This is a genomic window from Streptomyces sp. NPDC029044 (genome assembly GCF_040637495.1).
GTDB lineage: Bacteria > Actinomycetota > Actinomycetes > Streptomycetales > Streptomycetaceae > Streptomyces.
In genome coordinates this window covers 43847-62743 of the sequence record NZ_JBEZWN010000025.1, presented here as the reverse complement: position 1 = coordinate 62743, position 18897 = coordinate 43847, and the positions used below count along the sequence as shown (strand labels likewise).

Sequence of the window (18897 nt, the reverse complement as noted above, 5' to 3'; positions counted from 1 at the left end):
GGTCGTCTACCACAAGCTCTCGACGGCGGCCCGAATCCCGACGAGGCCCCCGGAATCGGGGTGGATTCCGGGGGCCTCGTGCCGTAAGTCGGATGACCAACTCTAGGCGGAGCCATCGTCGGTGGAGTTGTCCGTGCGCCGGCGGCGGGCCATGGCGAGGGCGCCTGCGCCTGCGGCCATCAGAACTCCGGCGCCTCCGATCAGCCACGGGGTGGCGTCGGCGCCTGTGTGCGCGAGCGAGCCCGCGGGGGCAGGTGCCGCGGTGCTCGATGCGGTCTCGTCGGCTGTCGGGGTACCCGAAGCGGACGGAACCGGGACATCCTCGTCCTCGCCGTGCTGGCCCGGGGAGGGCCTGTCGCTCGGCTTCTCGGTGGGCTTGGTGGTCGGCTTCTCCGTGGGCTTGCCTGCCGGCTTTTCCGTGGGTGGCGGGGTGGTGGCGGTCTTGGCGTTGGTGACGATCACGGTCACGGGGGCGCCCGGCTTGGCCGTGAACTCCTTCGCGGGTTTGTGGATGTCGTAGCCGGAAGGTGCCTTCACCTGCCTGACCCAGAATTCGTTGCCCGTGCGGGAGTTGATGGGTAGCTTGCCGCTGGCCGTGCCATCGGAGCCGGTGGTGAGCATCAGGAGGGTTTTGTCGCCGCTGCCGATGTTGACCGTGGATCCAGCCAGCAGCTTGCCGGTCTTGTCGTCCTTGGCCTGCAGGAGGACCTTGGCGGCCTTGAACGGGTCGGTGATCGTCAGCCGCGTGGTCGCGCCCGGGGTGACGACGTCCTGGTCGGCGACGACCTCGTGGAGCGGGCTGCCGGAAGCCGTCTCCTTGAGCCGGTAGACGCCGGGCGCGAGGTCGGAGAAGATCAGCTTCCCCTGAGCGTCGGTCGTCCCGCGTCCGGCCTCCTGGCCAGCGGAGTCGAGCAGCAAGAACACGGCGCCGGGCAGGGCGTCTCCGGCCGTGTCCTTGGTGGTGATCTCGACGCTGCCCGCGTCCGGGGCCGGAGTCTCGGCGGAGGCCGAGGGGCTCGGTTCGGAGGGCTCGGCGCTCGCGACCGGCGCCCAGGTGAGGGTTCCGGCCGCGGCGACGACGAGGGCGGCGGCGGATCGAACGAGACGTGCGTGCACGAGGAAGAAGACTCCTTGATCGGTCGGGGGTCAGCGGGTGCGGGTCCCGGCGGGGGCGGTCGGCGGGGCCGGAGTGCTGCGCGACGTGCGGCCGGCCGCTCGCTTGGGCGCGGAGGCGGCCCAGGCGCCGGGAAACCAGACGGCCGTGTACCGCTGGATGGCATCGCGCAGCCCGGTGGTGACGGCCCCGTCCCACGGCGGGCGGGCGGGGCGGTGGTAGGTGTCGAAGGTGCCGTACTGCTTGGTGTTCGGACGGGTGTGGGTGGCTTCGTCGCGGCGGTGGAATGTTCCGTGGTCCACGAAGCTGAGCGCCACCGCGTCGATCTCCCCGCGTTCCGGGTGGACGACTGCGACACGTAGCCCGCCGTAGGTGTCCGCGTGGATGGTGCGGGTGAAGTCGATCCGCAGCCGTAGCGGCGTGCCCGGGACGGGAGCGGCGTAGTAGGTGTTGCCCACGACGGCGTGGTCGTGGAAAGGGAGGCACAGCTCGCTGAAGAACTCGGGGGCCTGCAACGACACGAGGGGTAGGTCTCCGGTCGGGGTGGGTTGGGGTCAGCGGCGTGGGCCGGGCAGGGCAGGTCGGCTCGTGGTGCTCCAGCGCGGGACGCTGGCCGCGGGAAGCGCGGCCGGGTGGCGGGACGCGGCGGCTCGCCGGACGTCGAGCGGGGTGGGCGACAGCGGACTCGGCGGGAGGATCGGGGAGAGCTGGGCGTGGTCCTTGACGTAGCTGTAGGTGTCGTCCCGCCATCGAGAAAGGGGTGCGGGGTCGGCCACGGCCTCGGTCACGGCCCGCAGAAGGGCCGCTGGGGTGTCGGTGCTGGCCGTGGCGTACCAGAAGGGCCGGGCTGAGGAGATGCCGGCCCACAGGTGCCAGCGAGCGTCGCGGGTATCCAGTTCGATCGCCGGGTCGAGGTCTCCGGTGGCGTACTCCAGCCTGGCGAGCCCGTCGGGTGAGGTGATGGCGAAGGTGCTCAGGTCCGGGCGGTCGAAGCGCCAGCCTCGGTTGATGAGCGGGGCAACGGCCAGGAACGGGTCGCGGTCGGCGCTTCCGGCGAGCGGGCGGGCAAGGTAGTGGTCCGGGCCCTGCCGGTACGCCTCGGCGAGGGCGGTGGTGAAGGCGGTGACGAATTCGGTGGGCGCGGCGTCGTTGAAGCAGACGCCCCAGGCCGGTGGGCCGAAGGCGTCCTTGTAGGCGTTGATGCGCCACAGTCCGTCGTCGTCGCCTTCGGGGAGGTAACCGAGGCGGATCTTGCCGTCGGGGGCCGTGAGGTAGGCGTTGCCGAGGTCGTCGTGGTGCAGATCCCAGCCGAGGTCGCGTAGCGGGTCGAGGCCAGGGTCACCGACCGCGGTAGCGCGGGCCAGGTGGCGTGGGGAGACGTAGACGTCGCCGTCGATGGTGTCGTGGTCGTCGTGAGGCACTGGGTCCTGGGGGAAGGGCGGGCGGGTCAGTTCGGGGACTGCAGGGCGGCTGCGAGGTCGGTGGGCCGGCCGGTGTAGTGCAGAGTGCGCAGACCCAGGCGGCGGGCGGCGTTGCAGTTGTCGGCCCGGTCGTCCACGAAGAGGACGCGGTCGGCGTCGGCGGTGCCGGTGGCGTTCATCGCGTGCTGGTAGGCGGCCGGGTCGGGTTTGCAGACGTGGAGCCGGGCCGAGTAGAAGGCGTGGGTCATCAGGCGGCGCCACGGGTGGCGGTCGAGGACATCGCTGAGGTGGCGGGGTGCGTTCGACAGCAGGACCAGCGGCAGCCCGGACTCGTGAGCGTAGTCCAGGACCTCGACCACGCGGTCGTCGGTGGACGTCCACATGTCGGTGTCGGCGTCGCGGAGTTCACGCAGCCGGCGGGCGCCGGGGTGGGTAGCCGAGGGTCGTGGCCCAGTATGCGAGGTCGCTGAGCTGGCCGGCGTCGTATGCGGAGCGGGCGTTCCAGAAGGCGTTCTGGAAGGCGGGGAGGTCGTCGTCGGACCACAGGGCGGTGCGGGCCAGGCGGAGCCACTGGTCAGTGGTGGGTTGCAGGCCGATGACGCCGTTGTAGTCGAGGATGACGGCGTCTAGGCCCGTCTGGGCGGTGGCGGGTGTCAAGGGGTGGTGTTCTCCAGGGCGCGGTGGGCGAGGGCGGCGACAGCTGCTGCGAGGAGGGCGGGCAGCAACAGGGCCGTGGACAGGGTGGTGGCACTGGCCAGGGCGCCGATGAGGGCCGGTCCGGCGAGGAGGCCGAGGTAGCCGGTGGCGGTGACCGTGGCCGCGGCCTTCGCGCCGCCGGCTCCGGCCGCGGTGATGAGCGAGGGGACGGCGGTGGACAGGCCGAGTCCGAAGAGCGTCCAGCCGGTCAGCGCAAGCGGGGTACTGCTCCCGATGACGCCGATGGTCAGTCCGGCCGTGGCGAGAACGGCACCGGCCCGTACGACCGTCGGCGCGCCGAAGGCTGCGGTGAGCCGGTCACCGGTCAGCCGTCCAGCGGCCATGGCCGCGCTGTAGAGCGCGAACGCGGTGGCGCTCGCGGCCGTCGGGGCGCCCAGGGTGTGCAGGTGCACGGCGGCCCAGTCAGCGGCGGCGCCCTCCCCCAGCAGGCTCGCTGCTGCCAGCGCGGCCAGAAGCCAGAGCTTTCCCGACGAGGAAGCAGGGGCAGCTCCCTGACGCCGGCGGGCATTGCGGGGCGGTCTGCGCCGCTCAGGCTTCGGGTGACCGGCATTGCAGCGACCGCGATGCCGACCAGGAGGGCACCTGTTGCGGTGAAGAGAGTGCTGTGCGGGGCCTGGGCAGTGAAAGCGGCCAGGGCTGCGCCAGCCAGGGCGCCGAGGGAGTAGGCGGCGTGAAGACCAGACATGATGGGTCGGCCGAAGGCGTTCTGGCAGCGGACGGCCGCGGTATTGGCGGCTACATCAAGGACGCCGTGGGCGAGACCGAAGGCGAGAGCCGACGCCAGCAGCGCGGACAGGTTCTCGCCTTGGCCCACGAGGACGAGGCATCCGGCCAGGGCAAGGGCCCCAGTGCTGAGCAGAGCCGGTAGCCGTGCCGGGCGGGCGTAGCGACCTCCGAGCTGAAGCCCTGCGACCATGCCGACGGCGGCGGCCAGCAGGACCAGGGCCAGCCCTCCGGTGCCGAGATGGGCAGCCTGCTGCACAGCAGGCATCCGGGCGCCCCACACCGCCATGATGGCCCCGAGGCCGAGGAAGTACCCGGTCAGAAGCGTCCGGCTGTGCCGGTCAGCCGCAGACACCGCGCTCACGCCTTGGTACTGCGGGTGCCGGGGGCCCGGTCGAGGACCGCGGTGACGGCACGAACGGTCTGCTGGGCGCGTGCACGCGCCTGCTGGCCGGTGGCGGCGGTGGTGATGAGGTAGCCGAGCCGCCCCGTGTACAGGTTTCCTCCGTCAGCGGGGAGGAGGAGCTGGTCGCCGGGGCGGCACTGGAAGTGCAGCCGGTCCAGCCAATGCGGTCGGGGCCCGTCGTAGGTGAGGTGGGTGAGGGTGCCGGAGGTGTCCGGGTAGAGGAGCCGGATGGCGGCGGCCGAGGACCTGGTGGGCGTGAGGTCGGGGGCACGGTCGCAGGCGATGTCGGCGGCGGCACGAGGCAGGTCGATGCCGGTGGCGAGACGCACGAGGTGGCCGATCATGTCTCCGGCGAGGCGGGCGTTGACCTCGATGAGGCGGGGTCTGCCGTCGACGAGGCGCATCTCGATGTGGCTGACGCCGTCGGTGATGCCGAGGGCGTTGATCGCCGCCTTGGCGGCCGGCGCGACGGTCTCCAGGAGCGGGTCGTCGGCGTCCACGCTGTGGGCCAGCTGCTCGAAGTGCGGCGGAGGGCTGATGGTCTTGCGGTTGACCGCGACCACCGTGGTGGCGCCGCGGTAGGTTGCGCACTCCACGGAGATCTCCGGCCCGTCGAGGTACTCCTCGACGAGGACGCTGGTGTTCTCGGTGCCCTGACCGGCCGTCCGTTCGGCTGCCTGGTAGGCGGCCGTGAGCTGATCACGGTCGTCGACGCGGAGCACGCCGATGGCACCCGCGTGTGAGGCAGGCTTCAGCACCACGGGGTAGCCGATCCGTTCGGCGGCGGCTTCGGCCTCCTGACGGCTACGCACGCTCACCGAAGCGGCCGAAGGCACGCCGTGGCGGGCGAACAGCGAGCGAGCGGTGGCCTTGTTGCGGCACCCCTGCATCACTTCGGGTGCGGTGGTGGACAAGCCGAGCTGGCGCGCGAGGCGGGCGGTCGGGACCACGCTCCACTCGTCCCAGGTCATGACACCAGCGAGGTCGTGGCGTCCGGCCAGGGCGCGGCCCCCTGCCAGCAGCGCGGCAGGATCGCTGAGGTCCACGACGGCGTGATCGGTGATGTGCGGCTTCTCCCACGACGGTTCGGTGCCGGTGAGCAGCACGACGTCGTAGGCGTCGGCGACCTGCTCAAGGCAGTAGCCGCGGTAGTTCTCATCTCCGGGAGCGACGACAAGTACAACGGGGCGAGCGGGCAAGAAGAGTTCTCCGTATCGAGGGACGACAGGGCAGGAAAAAAAGGGGGGTGTCTCAGGCGGCGCGGCGACGGCGCAGCTCGAACGCGCCGGCCCAGTGGGGGGGGGTCGTCGATCAGACGGCGGGCGTAGAGAGCGGTGAAGTTGTTGTTCAGCCCGACGACGCCGTACGGGAGTTGGCGGCGAAGGTCTTCAAAGAGGTCCTTGAGGCTGATCCGGGTGGCGCCGGCGGCCAGGCGGCGGGCGGCCATGCGTGCCAGAGCGCGGTACACGTGCGGGTTGCGGGCATCGAAGGCGTGGAACTGCTCGGTAATGGTGCGGCCGGTCGCTCGGTGCGACCCGAGGGCGGCGATGGTCATAAGGGTTCTCCACGGGCTGGGGACAGCTGGTCAGGTGCGCAGGGCGGGGTCGGTGCGCAGGCGGGCGAAGGCGCAGAACAGGCCGAGGGTTTGCAGGGCGGCGCATGCGGTGATGACGTGGCCCAGCGCGTCGGGCGGGGTGAGGGCGGTGAGCACGCCGGCGACGGGGAAGGGCAGCAGGAGGATGAGGATGCTGGCCGACAGGGTGCTGCCGAACGTCTCTGGGGGGATCAGGCGGAAGCGCAGGGTGCGCAGGACGACCGCCAGGCCGCCATCGGCTGCCATCAGGACCGCGACCATGACCAGGTAGGACAGGTAATCGGGGGCCAGGGCGGCAGCGAGACAGGCGAGCGAAGCAATGACAGAGCAGGCGACTCCCACTGGCCACAGGCCCAGGCGGTCCAACACGAACCGACAGACGGTGACGGCCACCAGGGTGGCCGCCGCTGCGGCGGACCACACCAGGCCGACGGCCGTGGTGGACTGCCCGAAGTGCTGGACGACGATCACCGGACCGGCGGCCTGGAGAAGGCCGATAGACAGGTTGGACACGGTCAGCCCGGCCACCAACCAGCCGAGCGCGGGAAGCGCGCGGATGGTGCGCCACCCCGTGACGAGCCCTGCGCCGGGCCGCCCCTTCGCCGCGCGGGCCGGGGCAACGGGCGAGGGCGGTGTGCGCAGCGCGAGCAGCGCGGCGAGCAGCGAGAACACGGTGACCACCGCGAGCATCGACGGCGGTCCGGCGAGCAGCAACACGCCAGCGAGCGCCGGACCGGCCAAGGTCGCGGTCTGGTCGATGCCAAGCAGGACAGCCTGGACACGGTGAGCCCGAGGCCCCGCTCGGCGGCCGGCGGCGGCACCTGCAGTCTCGACGGCGATGTAACTGAACTCGGTGAGCACACCGGTCGCCGCCGCCAGCACCATCACCGTCACGCTCGCCACAGCACCGGACGGGTAGAGGTACAGCAGGACCGCGCCGACAGCGAGAGCCACCGCCCGTCCCAGGGAGCCGAGGTGGAAGACCACCGCGGCGCCACGCCGATCGACGATCGATCCAGCCCACCCGAACGCCGCCAGCCGCGGGATCCACTCCAGGGCGAAGGCGGCCCCCGTCAGCACGGCGGAGCCAGTCGTGGCCAAGACGAGCAACGGGATGCCGTAGGTGGACATCGCGAACGCCAACGCATCCGCCGTGCGCGGCAGGTAGATACTGCTCATCAGCCCGACCGTGTGGCGTGCGTGCCGGGGTGTGACCGCTGCGCTCACGCGGCCCGCTCGGGCTCGGCTCTGGCCACCTGGGGGTTGCCAACCAGCCACTGGATCAGAGACGTGCGGGCACAGGCCAGGTCCGCCTCAGCCTCCACACTGATGGGGCGCACGTTAGGCAGGGGTCCGGGGCGGTCGGCATTCCCGGGGGTGAGCGATGGTGCCAGCAGGCCGAGGACATGCCGGACACGGCTGCTGAACTCGCAGACGGCGGCGGGGACCGAGTGACGCCGCGCCCACCGGGCTAGCGCGTCGTACAGGTCGGCCAGCTCCATTCCGGAGTCCGTCAGTTCCAGACCGGCGCCGGGCGCGACCCGGACGAGGCCGTGGGCGCGGGCCGCGTCGGATGCACTGCGCAGTTGGTGCGCGGAAAGGTCGGGCAGGGTGCCGGCGAGCCGTCGCGGCGGTATGGCGCCGTTGTCGTCGATCTCGGTGACCAGACGGATCAAGGAGCGCGAGGCCAGCAGTTCGACAGCGTGACGCGCTTCGGCAGGGGTGAAGGAAGTGCTCATCGGCGCGGGCCTCCCGCCGGGATGGCTACCGTCGGGCGGCCGGCGGCGGCGTGCGAGAAGAGGTCGCGGTGGTGCCACGCCGGGGACGACCCAACCGCCCGAGCGGGTGGCAGCGCCGCGGGCGCCGGCCGTGACTGGCTGCTGACCCACGGCCTGGGCGCGCTCTTGGCCTGCGGCTGCCCCCAGACGGGGTGGCGGGCCGCCTGGTCGAGGGGCTGCCCGGCGGACCAGGCGGACAGCGTGCCGAGGACGGGGCCCAGGGCGTCGCCGGCGGCGGACAGCCGGTAGGGCCGGCCGTTGCCCTCGGTGTCGGCCAGACCGTCGGCCACGAGCTGGCGCAACGGCGGATAGATGTTGGTCCAGTCGCTGCTGGGCATCACGATCCGGGCCAGAACCCGGCCGCTGACCTCCTTACGCGACTTGAGCACCCACAGGATGGCGGCGGCGTGGCGCCGGGTGAGCAGGGTGAGGCTGTCCTCGATCTGCTCGATCGCGGCCAGCGTACGGTCGGCCTTCTCCAAGTGCTCCTCGGCCCAGGTGACGATCATCGGCAGGACCGGCAGCAGGGCAGTGGCTCGCTCGGTGTGGCCGTAGGTCACGTGCCGTGCGGTGTGTTCGGTGCGTTCGACGAGTCCGGCGTCGCACAACGCCCTGAGCTTGGGGTGGAGCTGGCCGTTCTGCAGCCAGGACACCTTGGCCGCCAGCTCGCTGTAGCGCAGCGGCGGGCCGGAAAGGGCCAGCAGGATCCTCACGTTCCAGCGCGGGGTGATCATGGCGAGGGCCTCGGTGACCCGGGCGATGTCGGCGTCGGCATCGGGGGGCAGAGCGGTGATGGCCAAGGGAGGAACTCCTGGGTGAAAGGAAAGGGGCATCGCTGGCGGGTCAGCGGCTGTGCGACGCGCTCTGCGCCACCAGGGGCGCTGCCGGAGCAGGCGGCGAGGAAGTCGGAGAGGCAGACGTCGGGACCGGGACGCGGGCCAGGCTCTGCAGGACGGCGGCGACCGACGTGGCCTGGGCCTCGCGGACGGCGACGGCTTCGGCGAGCCGACGGGTGCCGTCCAGGAGGTGGGAGACCTCGTGCGGGCCGATCTGCCGCTCGGGGTGGATGAGCCGGGCCAGATGGTCGCGGTGGAAGTCGATGCTGCGCTCGGCCAGGGCGAGGGCGCGGTGCATGCCGAGCAGGGCGGAGAGCATGCCGGGTGGCTGGTCCTGTGCATGGGCTTCGAGGTCGGCGAGCGGTGCGCCGTACAGGTCCTCGATCCGTCCGGCTATGTCGGTGGACGTGAGGTGGGGCAATCGGGGGCTTTCACGGTCGGCGGGCCCGGGCCGCCCCGGCACGCTGGGGTGCCGGGGCGGCGGACGGGGGCAGGGTTGCGGTGGCCCTGAGCTGTGCCGTGCGGATGGGCCGGGCCTGCTGGGCAGGCGGGGGCATGGTGCGCAGCAGCTCGCCGAGGGCTGCGCGGTAGGCGTCGCGAGCCTCCAGTGCTGCTTCCAGCCACTGGGCGTCGAAGCGGAGCTTGTCCGCCGACAGTTCGCCCACGTTGCGGTCCGGATCCATGTCGGCGTGGACGCGGTCGCGGACGCGGGCGACCTGCTCCTCGGTGAGCGCCAGGAACGAGCGCAGCTCCAGGGCACGGGCGAGCGCGGGTGAGGCATCGTGGCCGGCAGCCGCCTCATACAAGTCGAGGACCGGCTTGCCGAAGACCTTCTGCAGGTCGTCGTCCATGGTGCTGGCCTTGTCCCGGCTCATCGGGCGGACCTTGCCGGCCGCCACGCCGACGCCGACGCGGGTGTCCCTGCGGGACGGTGGGGAACGCTGGTCTGCACCGCCGGGCCGCTTCGGGGCCGGAGGCGGGCCAGGCGCTCTGCGGCGAGGTCCTTCTTTCCCGGAGCGTCCGGGTCGAGGAGCCAACGTACGACCATGGCCCGGCCGTCGCGGGCGGTGACGGCGGCGTTCACCCGGTGGGCGAGGCCCATCGTCGGGTCGTCGACCTCGCTGGGCTGGGTCTGCAGGGCTGCGAGGAGGTCGTCCTCCGCGCGCTCCAGCACGGACTGGGCCTCGACGAGAAGGCCGTGCCACTTGACGACGTCGGTGGCGTCGGGGTTGGCGGTCGGAGCGGCGTCGACCGCGGCCCTCAGCTGGTCCATGCCCATGTCGAAGCGGTCCTCGATCCGTTCGGTGAGCACGCCCACGACATCCGCAGACTCATCGGATATGCCGTCGGTCAAAAGGGATCTCCTGTTCTGGATAGGCCGATGCCTGGGGAATGCGAGGGGCGGCTGTACTCAGCGCCTCGGCCACTGAGCGAGGCGTGCTGATTCCGGTCAGTTCAGGCACATGCGGACGTCGCGGTAGACGTACGTGCCGGAGACCCAGCCCTTGACGCCGGTCGTCTTGTCCGTGATGTAGAGCCAGTTGCCGCTCTTCTTGGACACGCTGAACTTGTGGCTCTTGTAGAGCACGCCGAGCGCCGTGGACTTCGAGCTGGCCTTGGACCGGATGGTCACGGCCTTGGTGTGCACTTCGTACGGCAGCGGCGGGAGGGACGAGCAGCTGCTCGCGGGGAGAGCGGAGGCGGCGGTCGGTGCCGCGTTGGCGGTGGTGGCGGACAGCACCGGCAGAGCGAGTGCGCCGAGCATCGCGGCGGATATGGCAATTCGGGTGGAGCGCATGCGGAAGAAACCTCTGTGAAGGCGTGGGGAATGTAAGGGAGGGCGCCGCGGGGTTGTCCCGGCGGCTGTATAAGAGTCCGGAGAATCGCCGGTTTGGCTAACCGGCGATCGTCGGCTATCTTGCGCCGCCCGCGACTGGAATAGCGCTCAGCGAGAACGGCCGGGCCGGGGGGCAGGGGCCTTCGCTACACCTGCCGGGCGGCTGGCGGTGGCTGCCGGGCGGACCGGCGGGAGCGGCCCGGCCTTGCCGGTGAGGCGGTCGTCGCACCACTGCAGGGCCTCTCCGGCCGTGTCGAAGCCGCCCTCCCGCAGGGTGTGCGTCCACGTCTCGGTATCGACCTCCTCGACCACCACGCGGAACGGGCTGAGGGCTTGCTCGTCCCGTGCACGCAGAACCACGACGATGACCATGTCGTCCGGGGCGTCGCTGGTGTAGGAGTAGCCCATGGCGTAGCGGTCGCCGTCGCCGACGAGGCGTCGCTCCAGCGCTCGCGTGGCCTCGTCCGCCGGTGGCGGGCCCAGTTCGGGGTCGAGGCCGATGGCGTCGGGCGGGCAGCCGCGGTGGATGAGCCAGGACTGCGCCATCGCGGGCAGCGGCAGCGGTGCCTGCTCGAAGCTGAACGTCTGCTTCTCGTGATCCCGTTGCAGATGCACGGCGAGAACCTGGGCCATGCCGGGGTGTCCCCAGGTGGCGGTGCGGTCGAACAGCACGTAGTAGCTGTTCGGGCCGTCGTGGTGTTCGGCGAGGGGGACGAGCATGTCCTCGTGGACAGCGACCTTGCGGTAGAAGTCGAGGTACCTCTCCTCGTCGGAGTCGAGGTCGTCCAATTCGAAGTCGACGTGAGGGATGGACTTCCGAGCCGGCGCCGGTTCGGTGGGGGACAACAAGAGCCTTTCGGTGGATCGGTGGAGTTCAGCGCCGCTTCGCGAGAGTGGACGGCGAGGCGCCGGGGCAAGCCGGGCTCTTCGGCGCATGCGTCGTGGGAGTCCGGCGGGCATCGAGCAGTGCGGCTCGTCCGGCGTCGGTGAGGGAGACGGGCTGGCCGGCGTGCACAGGGTGGCTGGTGTCCCGGACAGTCAGGCCGGCGCGTTCCAGCTGCTGCATCTGGGGATAGGGGATGCGTGTGCCGGAGGAGGCGGTCACGGACAGTCGGCCTGTCAGCAGGTGTTCGTGGAGCTTGGCACCGCCGGCGATGGCGAGCAGTGCCGCCCGGTCATCGGTCGAGAGCCGTCCTCCGTCGGGCGTCGATGCTGCGGCGGCGGCCTCAATGGGCTCCAGGGCGGCGAGCACCTTTTGGGCGGCTGCGTCGCGCGCGTCGGCGGCTTCCTCCAGCTGGTCCACGGTGCGGTCGATGCGTACGAAGAGGGCGCCGTCGACAGGGAACTCACCGCTCGTGAGCCGGTTGAGCAGCTTGAGGTAGAAGGTGACGCCGATCTGGGCATTGGCCAGCGTGCGGTGCCGGTCGACCAGCTGGGCGTGCGGTTCGTCGAGGACGCCGCGGTCGCGGTAGGCCCACAGGGTGTCGATGTCGTGGCCGGTGACCGCTTCGATGCGGTGGTCGAGCTGCGTGACCCCACGCCGGGCGGGTGTCGGCGCGGGTTGAGGGGGCATAGGCGACGCTCCGTGCGTTCAGCGGGTGGGATGGTGCGCAGGGTTGGGAGCGGGACGGGGCAGACCCGGCAGTGCAGCAGGCGGCGGACCGGGCCGGGGCACGGGAGGACGGGTGGTCAGCTGCGGGGAACGCGAGCGGGCCGCGTGCGTCCGAGCGCTCAGCGGCCGGCGGGTCATCCCCAGGCGGCGGCCGACCTCGTCGTAGACATCATTGCCCGCACGCGGCCGGACCGCGACGACGTGGATCTCCTTGGGGTGGGCGGATTCCGCAGGCGCCGGACGGACGCCATAGACGACGCGCCAGTCCTTGCGGCGGTCCACGAACAGCTTCCGGAATCCCTCCAGGTCGCCGTCGAGGCGCTGTCCGAAGCGCTGCGCGTTCACCACTTCCTGCAGGTAGACGAGGGTGAGATCCCGAATATCGCTGGGGGCCTGGAGGAGATCGGTCAGCGCGCGAGGGTCGAAGCTCAGTCCGAAGGCGGGCTGTCCCGCTCCCCCGGTCATGACGTCGGCTCGTCCGGCTCGGTCGCTTCCTCCGTGGCCGCGGTCTCGGTGCGCACGGACGGCGGCGGGCCGGGCAGGAGACGGTGCGCGGGCCGGTCGGGGGAGGTCATGCAGGCCGACAGCGGTCCGCCCGGCGCGCGGATCGCGGCGACAGCGTGGGTGAGGAAGTCCCGGTGCCACACGAACAGCCCGGAGAGCCCGGCTTCGGGGTCCTTGTGCTGCTGGTAGGCGAGCCACAGGGCGTGGAGCCAGGCCACGACGTCGTCGTGCTCCTGCCACTGCAGGCACCAGGGCGCCGCGGTGGTGACCTCCGCCCCGTAGACCGGGAGGAAGAAGTCGTCGACCCAGTCGCTGAGTGCGTCGAGTTCGTCTTCCCGCTCCTCCCCGTCGAGTTCCAGAATCGGGCGGGGCTCCGGCGGAGCGGCGACCGGGGGCCCGCCGAGGCCCGGCATGCCAAACGCGGCAAACGGTGACCCGCTCGGCGCCGGCGCGGATGCGAGGTGGTCGAGCTGCTGCGCCTGCTGCGCCGACTGCTCCATGAGCCGCCGCACGCTCGCCTCGATTCCCTCCAACTGCGGATCCGGAATGCGAACCGGCTCCAACTCCCCATCGTCAGAGGGCTTTGCGGATGCGGACATTGAAAGTTCGGCCTCCTACGAGACACGGGATAAGAGAAGGGCGAAAGCGTCGTTGCACGGACCGGACAGCGAAATCACACGTCCGCTCCGGCGGTGCTCCGCCAGCGGCTCAGCAGGGAGCCGGTTGCGTTGGCGGCAGGAGAGGACGCGGCTCAGGTTGCGAGCACCACGTCGTCCTGCGTGAGGGTTGCGCGGATCGTCTCGGTGAGCCGGTCGGCCGCGATCGACGCGTAGTGCTCGGTCTTCTCCACGCCGATGAAGTCCCGGCCTTCCAGCAGGGCGGCGACGCCCGTGGAGCCGGAGCCGGCACAGAAGTCGAGGACCGTGCCGCCTTCGGGGCTGATCTTGACCAGCTCGCGCATCACCTCGACCGGCTTCTGCGTGATGTGCTGGCGCTTGGACCCCGAGGGCTGCGAAGCCGAGTACATACCCGGCAGGTAGACCGGGTTCCGGGAGCCGTCGATCGGCCCCTTGGACGCCCAGACGATGAACTCGCAGTTCTGGGTGAACCGGCCCTTCTGGGGCCTGGCCTGCGGTTTGTGCCAGGCCAGCACACCCCGCCAGAGCCATCCCGCGGCCTGGATCGCGTCCGTCGTCGTCGGGAGCTGGCGCCAGTCGGTGAACAGCAGCGCGGTCCCGCCGGTCTTCGTCAGCCGGTGGGCCTCGGTCATGATCTGCGTCAGCCAGAACGCGTAGGAGCGCTGGTCCATGTTCTCGCCGGTGAAGTCGGCGAGGTCGTTCTTGGAATCGGCGGAGGTGTACTTCTGCTTCGCGGAGCGCGTGGTGCGCTCCTTCGCGGTCCGGCCTCCGCTGTTGTACGGCGGGTCGGTGATGACGGAGTCGACGCAGCCGTCCGGAAGGCCGGAGAGAACGGCCAGAGCGTCGCCCTGATGCAGGGAAAAAGGCAAAGAGGAACCCCTATTCGGGTGCGGAAACGCGGAAGGGAACTGCCGCCTCGCACAGGAGTCCTCGCGGGCCGGAAGTGGGCATGCAAAAGCCCAGGGCCGCAGACCGAGGAGAGGCGAGGGGAGTCCAAAAACTGTAGAGCCGAATCCGCCGACGACCAAGAAGTGCCGTGCCGAGGTGCCGGTTTCCGGCACCTCACGCCGAACTTTTTGGTCAACCGCCGATCCGCGCCTACTGTTTTTGAACCGCCCGGCGCACACCGCCGCTGGCTACCCCCTGCCACACCTCACGGAGGTACCCCTGCCCCGGCACACCTAGCTCACGGCCCGGCCACACGGCGCGAGCGGCAACTCGCCCACACCAACCCGCCTCCGATCGCCCACCCCCGGCCGCCGCGCCCTTCCACCACGCCTCGCGCACGCGGCACGCCGGACACCTCACCCCCAAGGACCCGGTCATGACGTCTCGCTACCCACCCATGCCCGAAACCGCTGACCGGCGAGCGGTCCCCTCAGGTTGAAGGGGCTCGCCGCCGGCATCGGCGTCGTCTTCCTCTCCCCGATCCTGATCGCCAGCACCGGCATGATGCTGGCCTCCTCCGCCGACGCCGTGCAGAGCAGCGGCTCCTTCAGCGGCTGCCTAACCGACATCGACAGCGACAAGGTCGCCGAGCAGGTAACCAAGATCCTCGACGGCGCCTCCGGCAAAGACGTATACGTCGAGGGCCTGGACCTGCCCGCCGAGCAGGTCCCAAATGCCCAGACGATCGTAGCCGCCGGCCTCTCCCTCGACGTCCCCAAGAAGGGACAGATCATCGCGCTCGCCACGGCGATGCAGGAGAGCCGACTGCGCAACCTCAACTACGGCGACCGCGACTCCCTCGGCCTCTTCCAGCAGCGTCCCTCCCAGGGCTGGGGCAGCGCCCAGCAGATCCGCGATCCGGTCTACGCCTCCGAGCAGTTCTACAAGCACTTGCTCAAGGTGGACGGCTGGCAACAGATGACCGTCACCCAGGCTGCCCAAGCCGTGCAGAAGTCCGGTCTCCCGGACGCGTATGCGCAGTGGGAAAGCCTGGCCACCGCGCTGCAGAGCGCCATCGCCAAGACCTTCCCCGGCGCCGGCGATGACGCGGAAGGCAAGGACACGGACCAGGACAAGCAGCTGGCCACGACCGGCTGCGCGCCGGGCCAGGACGGTTCCGGCTTCGGCCGCATCCCCGAAGGGAGCGTCCCCAAGGGCTACTCGATCCCCAAGGACGCCGACCCGAAGGCCCGAAAGGCCATCGAGTGGGCGATGCACCAACTCGGCACGCTCTACCAGTGGGGCGGATCCTGCACGAACGCACACGGCCCCGACCCCATGGGCCGCTGCGACTGCTCCAGCCTGATGCAACAGGCGTACGCCCATGCCGGCATCACGCTCACCCGCACCACGTACACGCAGGTCAACGAAGGCAAGGCGGTCTCCCCCGCTCACCTCAAGCCCGGCGACCTGATCTTCAGCCGCGGCACCACCGCCCGGCCCGAGCACGTCGGCATGTACATGGGCGAGGGCCTCGTGATCGAGGCGCCGCGCACCACCAAACCGGTCCGGATCACCCCGATCAAGGACTGGGACATTCTCGCCGCCCGCCGCGTCCTCTGACCCCGGTCAGCCCGCAGGCCCGCGAGCCACTGTCGCCAGGACCTCGCCAATGGTCTGCCCGATAGCCGGGCTCAAAGGCCAACCCCCTCCGCGCTCGCCGTCTCGCCCGACGAACCGCCCAGCAGGACGAGTCGAACGGCCCACTCTCTATCTCCCAACCCCCGGAGCATCCACGTGACAATCCCCTCCCGCGTCCGGCGCGCCCTCGCGGCCAGCTCGATCGGCCTCGCAGTTGCCGCCGGCGGCCTGGCCAGCGCCTCCACAGCCCAGGCGTACGACACCGGCCACACGACGATCTCGTGCAAGGCGGTCAAGGTCCACAAGGATCCTTCGAAGAAGTCCGCCGTCGTGGGCATCGCCTACCGGCACGACAAGGTCGCCTATAACCAGTTTGCGTACAAGCGCGCAGAGAAGACCTGGTACACCCGCGGCACGGTGACCCGGAAGTCCGACGGCAAGAAGATCCGCGGATACATGATCTACGACTGCGCCAACCCGTACGAGTCGAACCCGGCGCCGAAGCCGCCGATTCCGAAGTAGAACGCACCGGCAGCCCTCCCTGGCCCCGAGCCGAAAAGGCGGCTTCGAAGCCGCGCCCCGGCCCGAAGAGAGGACTCTCCCCGCCTCTGCCCGACGCAGGTCCGGGCAAGCTGCCGCTACGGCCACTTTCGCGCCCCGAGCGCACGTCCCCCTCCGCTTCGCTTTTCCCGCCGGCCCTCACCTGGCCCGCGTATGCAAGGAGCCCGCCACACCTATGTCCGTCCCTCTCGCAGACCGCGTCATGCAGCTCGCCTACGACCCAGGAATTTCGCCCAAGGGCGGCGGGTTGCCTGGCCTCGCCGTGCTGAAGAACGTGGTCAACAGCATCAACATGTTCGGGATCATCGCCGTCGTCGGCGCCCTCGCCGTCTCGCTCGGCGTATGGGCCTGGGGCCACCACACCGGTGGTCACCAGGCCGAGGCCAACGGGAAGAAGGGCGCCGTCGTCGCCGCCGGCGCCGCCCTCGGTCTGGGTGCCGCGAACGGCATCGTGGCCTTCTTCTCCGGCCTGGGATCGCAGGTCCACTGATGCGGAAACGCTTCCCTTCCGCTTCGCTGTCCTCGTACGGCTCGGGCTGGTCGACGAACCAGCGCATCGCGATCGGCGCCACCGTTGTCGCCGTTCTGCTTGCCCTCGCCGGGGTCGTTGCCCTGCTGACCGGCGGTGGCAACGGCCAGCAGACTCCGGATGCCGCGCCACCGGCTCCCACGGGCGGCCCGTCCCACTCCGAGGCTGCTCCCAAGCCTTCCTCCGGGTCCGGGTCGGTGCCCAAGCCGCCGCAGATCGCCGAACCAGTCGCCTACGCCAAGGCAGCGGCTCAGATGCTGTGGTCCTACGACACCCGCGACACCAGCCGCGACCAGCAACTCGCCGGCATGCGCGCCTGGATGACCACCGAGACCAAGTACGCCGACTGGACCTCGGTCGCAGGCCAGGTACCCGATCCAGTGCTGTGGTCGCGGATGGCCGACCAGGACCAGCATGCCACCGCCCACATCACCGAGGGCCACTACCCCGGCGCGTTCAAACAGGCGCTGGCCGAGGACCCGTCCGCGATCACCGAGGCGTACATCTACGTCGTCACCGTCAACGGCAAACAGACGCTCAGCTGGAAGAAGGGCGGCGGAGGGGCCGAGGAACGGGCCGTGACCCTCGCCGTGCAGTGCCGCCCGAATCACGACTGCACCCTGGCCGCCATCGCACCGAGCGTCACGCAGTGACCCGCGCCTGACACAAGAATGGAGGAGTAACTCCCCGTGGGTTTCTGTGATTTCCCTCTGGCGGACAAGCTGTGCGCCGTCGGTGACGCGGTCGACTTCGCCTCGGACCCCGCCAAGGCCATGGGCGACTGGATGGCGAAGTCCGCCGGTGAACTGGCAGCCGCCGCAGCCGACCTGGCGGCCGTGGCAGTCAACACCACCACCAAGGTCGATCTGAACGCCGGGTGGTTCCGGGACAACTACGAGATGTTGCTGCCGCTGGGCCTGGTTCTGCTGGTCGCGACGTTCTGCGCGCAGCTGGTCCGAGCTGCCGTCAGGCGCGACGGACAAGCCCTGACACAAGCGTTCACCGGCACCATGTCGGGCGTCCTGTTCGCCTTCTGCGCCATCGCCCTGACCACGGTCGCCGTCGAAGTGGTCGACGCCCTGTCCGCCGGCCTGTTCAAGACAGCGAACCTGAACATCGAGTCGGCTGTGCGCCGCATCGTGAAGGTCGGCCAAATCCCGGGCCTGTCCGCACTGGGCTGGCTCGTGTCGGCAGTCGCCGGTCTCGGCGCCGCCATTGGCGCGTTCCTCTACTGGGGCGTGATGATGGTCCGCAAGGTCGGCATCCTCGTCATGGTCACGTTGGCCGTCTTCGCCTCCGCCGGCGGTGGCTGGGAGGTCGCGCGCCGCTGGCGCAGGGGCTGGATCGAAGCCACCGCCACCCTCGTCGTCTCCAAGCTGCTGATGACCGTGATCTTCGTGCTCGGTATCGCCGCCATGGGCAAGACCGAAGCCAAGGACGGCATCGCCGCGCTCGCCGACGTCATGTCCGGCATCGTGATCATGGTCCTGGTGCTGTTGTGTCCGTACGCGGTCTTCAAGTTCGTGCACTGGGCAGCCGACGGCACCGACGGCGAGTCCATCCACCGTGCCGGTGGCGCCGGGGCCCAGATGGCCAAGGCTCACGCCGAGAAGGCCGCCCGTAAGACCGCCGCAGCCGCGGCCACCGCCGGAACCGGTGGCGCCGCCGCCGGAGCAGGCGCCGCAGCGCTGGGCAGCGAGGCTGCTGCCGGAGGCGGTTTCCCCGGCGACATCGCCGCCAACCCGACCGGCGGTGGCGGAGAAGGCAAGGACGGTTCGCAGGGCGGCGGAACGGGTGCCTCGCCCGGCGGCGATGCCGTCAAGTCCGGCTCGGAGAAGGCCGTCCAGCCCGCGCCGACCAGCGTGTCCGAAGACACCGGCGGCCAGGTGGGAGGCACCCCAGAGTCTGGCGGATCCGGCGCGAATGCCGCGTCCGGCCAGGGCGGCGGATGGCAGACCACTCCGCCGACGACGACACCGCCTCCGCAGGGAGCACCCCCGTCCTCCGGCTCACAGGACGCCGCGTCGAGCGGGTCGGCTCCGCCGCCGCCTCCGACCGGTCTCTGACCCCTGCCCGACGCCCGGGGGCGGGACGTGCA

The 18897-nt window shown here is 70.7% G+C and carries 23 protein-coding genes and 2 pseudogenes; 6 read left to right on the top strand and 19 right to left on the bottom strand.

Annotation, left to right across the window (positions count from 1 at the left end; genetic code table 11):
• Positions 1-102: 102 nt before the first annotated feature.
• The 5 genes and pseudogenes from AB0E85_RS21125 to AB0E85_RS21105 form a co-directional block, all read right to left on the bottom strand.
• The gene (locus tag AB0E85_RS21125) at positions 103-1116 is read right to left on the bottom strand and encodes a SpaA isopeptide-forming pilin-related protein (RefSeq protein WP_361929288.1); all 1014 of its coding nucleotides are present in this window, start codon (positions 1114-1116) and stop codon (positions 103-105) included.
• 30 nt (positions 1117-1146) lie between these two features.
• Positions 1147-1635: a hypothetical protein gene (locus AB0E85_RS21120; RefSeq protein WP_361929285.1), complete on the bottom strand. Its 489-nt coding sequence runs from the start codon at positions 1633-1635 to the stop codon at positions 1147-1149.
• Between the two features lie 33 nt (positions 1636-1668).
• Positions 1669-2535, bottom strand: coding sequence for a DUF317 domain-containing protein (locus tag AB0E85_RS21115; RefSeq protein ID WP_361929282.1), 867 nt, complete (start codon positions 2533-2535; stop codon positions 1669-1671).
• A gap of 26 nt (positions 2536-2561) precedes the next feature.
• Positions 2562-3192: pseudogene (locus AB0E85_RS21110) on the bottom strand (HAD family phosphatase).
• Positions 3189-3644 carry a hypothetical protein gene (locus AB0E85_RS21105; protein WP_361929279.1) on the bottom strand — a complete coding sequence of 152 codons (456 nt, stop codon included), beginning with the start codon at positions 3642-3644 and terminating at the stop codon, positions 3189-3191. Before AB0E85_RS21105 ends, AB0E85_RS21110 begins: the two are co-directional and overlap by 4 nt.
• Before the next feature lie 278 nt (positions 3645-3922).
• On the opposite strand from AB0E85_RS21105, the gene AB0E85_RS21100 reads away from it, so the two are divergent.
• Positions 3923-4120, top strand: a complete 198-nt coding sequence (locus AB0E85_RS21100; RefSeq protein ID WP_361929277.1) for a hypothetical protein — start codon at positions 3923-3925, stop codon at positions 4118-4120.
• A gap of 215 nt (positions 4121-4335) precedes the next feature.
• On the opposite strand, the gene AB0E85_RS21095 is transcribed toward AB0E85_RS21100, so the two are convergent.
• From AB0E85_RS21095 to AB0E85_RS21030, 14 genes and pseudogenes are all read right to left on the bottom strand, one after another.
• Positions 4336-5580 carry an ATP-grasp domain-containing protein gene (locus AB0E85_RS21095; RefSeq protein WP_361929274.1) on the bottom strand — a complete coding sequence of 415 codons (1245 nt, stop codon included), beginning with the start codon at positions 5578-5580 and terminating at the stop codon, positions 4336-4338.
• 52 nt (positions 5581-5632) lie between these two features.
• Positions 5633-5936: pseudogene (locus AB0E85_RS21090) on the bottom strand (hypothetical protein).
• A 30-nt stretch (positions 5937-5966) separates the two neighbouring features.
• Positions 5967-7202 (bottom strand): MFS transporter, encoded by a 1236-nt coding sequence (locus AB0E85_RS21085; protein ID WP_361929271.1) that lies wholly within the window; start codon positions 7200-7202, stop codon positions 5967-5969.
• On the bottom strand, positions 7199-7714 hold the full coding sequence (locus tag AB0E85_RS21080) for a regulator (protein ID WP_361929268.1): 516 nt from the start codon (positions 7712-7714) through the stop codon (positions 7199-7201). The genes AB0E85_RS21085 and AB0E85_RS21080 overlap by 4 nt, the downstream gene beginning before the upstream one ends.
• On the bottom strand, positions 7711-8553 hold the full coding sequence (locus AB0E85_RS21075; protein ID WP_361929265.1) for a helix-turn-helix domain-containing protein: 843 nt from the start codon (positions 8551-8553) through the stop codon (positions 7711-7713). The genes AB0E85_RS21080 and AB0E85_RS21075 overlap by 4 nt, the downstream gene beginning before the upstream one ends.
• A 43-nt stretch (positions 8554-8596) precedes the next feature.
• Entirely contained in the window at positions 8597-9010 is a 414-nt protein-coding gene (locus AB0E85_RS21070; protein WP_361929263.1) for a hypothetical protein, read from the bottom strand.
• Between the two features lie 10 nt (positions 9011-9020).
• A complete protein-coding gene (locus AB0E85_RS21065) occupies positions 9021-9464 on the bottom strand; it encodes a hypothetical protein (protein ID WP_361929260.1) in 444 nt (147 codons plus the stop codon).
• Positions 9461-9943: a hypothetical protein gene (locus tag AB0E85_RS21060; RefSeq protein ID WP_361929257.1), complete on the bottom strand. Its 483-nt coding sequence runs from the start codon at positions 9941-9943 to the stop codon at positions 9461-9463. The genes AB0E85_RS21065 and AB0E85_RS21060 overlap by 4 nt, the downstream gene beginning before the upstream one ends.
• 96 nt (positions 9944-10039) lie before the next feature.
• Positions 10040-10387 (bottom strand): SH3 domain-containing protein, encoded by a 348-nt coding sequence (locus AB0E85_RS21055; protein WP_361929255.1) that lies wholly within the window; start codon positions 10385-10387, stop codon positions 10040-10042.
• Between the two features lie 147 nt (positions 10388-10534).
• Complete coding sequence (locus AB0E85_RS21050) at positions 10535-11275, bottom strand: hypothetical protein (protein WP_361929252.1); 741 nt, start codon at positions 11273-11275, stop codon at positions 10535-10537.
• Positions 11276-11300: 25 nt separating this feature from the next.
• A complete protein-coding gene (locus AB0E85_RS21045) occupies positions 11301-11999 on the bottom strand; it encodes a hypothetical protein (protein ID WP_361929250.1) in 699 nt (232 codons plus the stop codon).
• An 18-nt stretch (positions 12000-12017) separates the two neighbouring features.
• Positions 12018-12503 carry a hypothetical protein gene (locus tag AB0E85_RS21040; protein ID WP_361929247.1) on the bottom strand — a complete coding sequence of 162 codons (486 nt, stop codon included), beginning with the start codon at positions 12501-12503 and terminating at the stop codon, positions 12018-12020.
• Positions 12500-13042, bottom strand: a complete 543-nt coding sequence (locus tag AB0E85_RS21035) for a DUF4913 domain-containing protein (protein WP_361929362.1) — start codon at positions 13040-13042, stop codon at positions 12500-12502. The genes AB0E85_RS21040 and AB0E85_RS21035 overlap by 4 nt, the downstream gene beginning before the upstream one ends.
• Positions 13043-13293: 251 nt before the next feature.
• Positions 13294-14049, bottom strand: a complete 756-nt coding sequence (locus AB0E85_RS21030) for a site-specific DNA-methyltransferase (protein WP_361929245.1) — start codon at positions 14047-14049, stop codon at positions 13294-13296.
• Between the two features lie 514 nt (positions 14050-14563).
• Here AB0E85_RS21030 and AB0E85_RS21025 point away from each other — a divergent pair.
• The 5 genes from AB0E85_RS21025 to AB0E85_RS21005 all read left to right on the top strand — a co-directional run bounded on the left by AB0E85_RS21025 (position 14564) and on the right by AB0E85_RS21005 (position 18865).
• On the top strand, positions 14564-15691 hold the full coding sequence (locus AB0E85_RS21025) for a C40 family peptidase (protein ID WP_361929242.1): 1128 nt from the start codon (positions 14564-14566) through the stop codon (positions 15689-15691).
• A gap of 174 nt (positions 15692-15865) precedes the next feature.
• On the top strand, positions 15866-16231 hold the full coding sequence (locus AB0E85_RS21020; protein WP_361929240.1) for a hypothetical protein: 366 nt from the start codon (positions 15866-15868) through the stop codon (positions 16229-16231).
• A gap of 214 nt (positions 16232-16445) precedes the next feature.
• A complete protein-coding gene (locus tag AB0E85_RS21015) occupies positions 16446-16760 on the top strand; it encodes a DUF6112 family protein (RefSeq protein WP_361929237.1) in 315 nt (104 codons plus the stop codon).
• A complete protein-coding gene (locus AB0E85_RS21010) occupies positions 16760-17452 on the top strand; it encodes a hypothetical protein (RefSeq protein WP_361929235.1) in 693 nt (230 codons plus the stop codon). The genes AB0E85_RS21015 and AB0E85_RS21010 overlap by 1 nt, the downstream gene beginning before the upstream one ends.
• 36 nt (positions 17453-17488) lie before the next feature.
• Positions 17489-18865 (top strand): ATP-binding protein, encoded by a 1377-nt coding sequence (locus AB0E85_RS21005; protein WP_361929233.1) that lies wholly within the window; start codon positions 17489-17491, stop codon positions 18863-18865.
• Positions 18866-18897 lie beyond the last annotated feature (32 nt).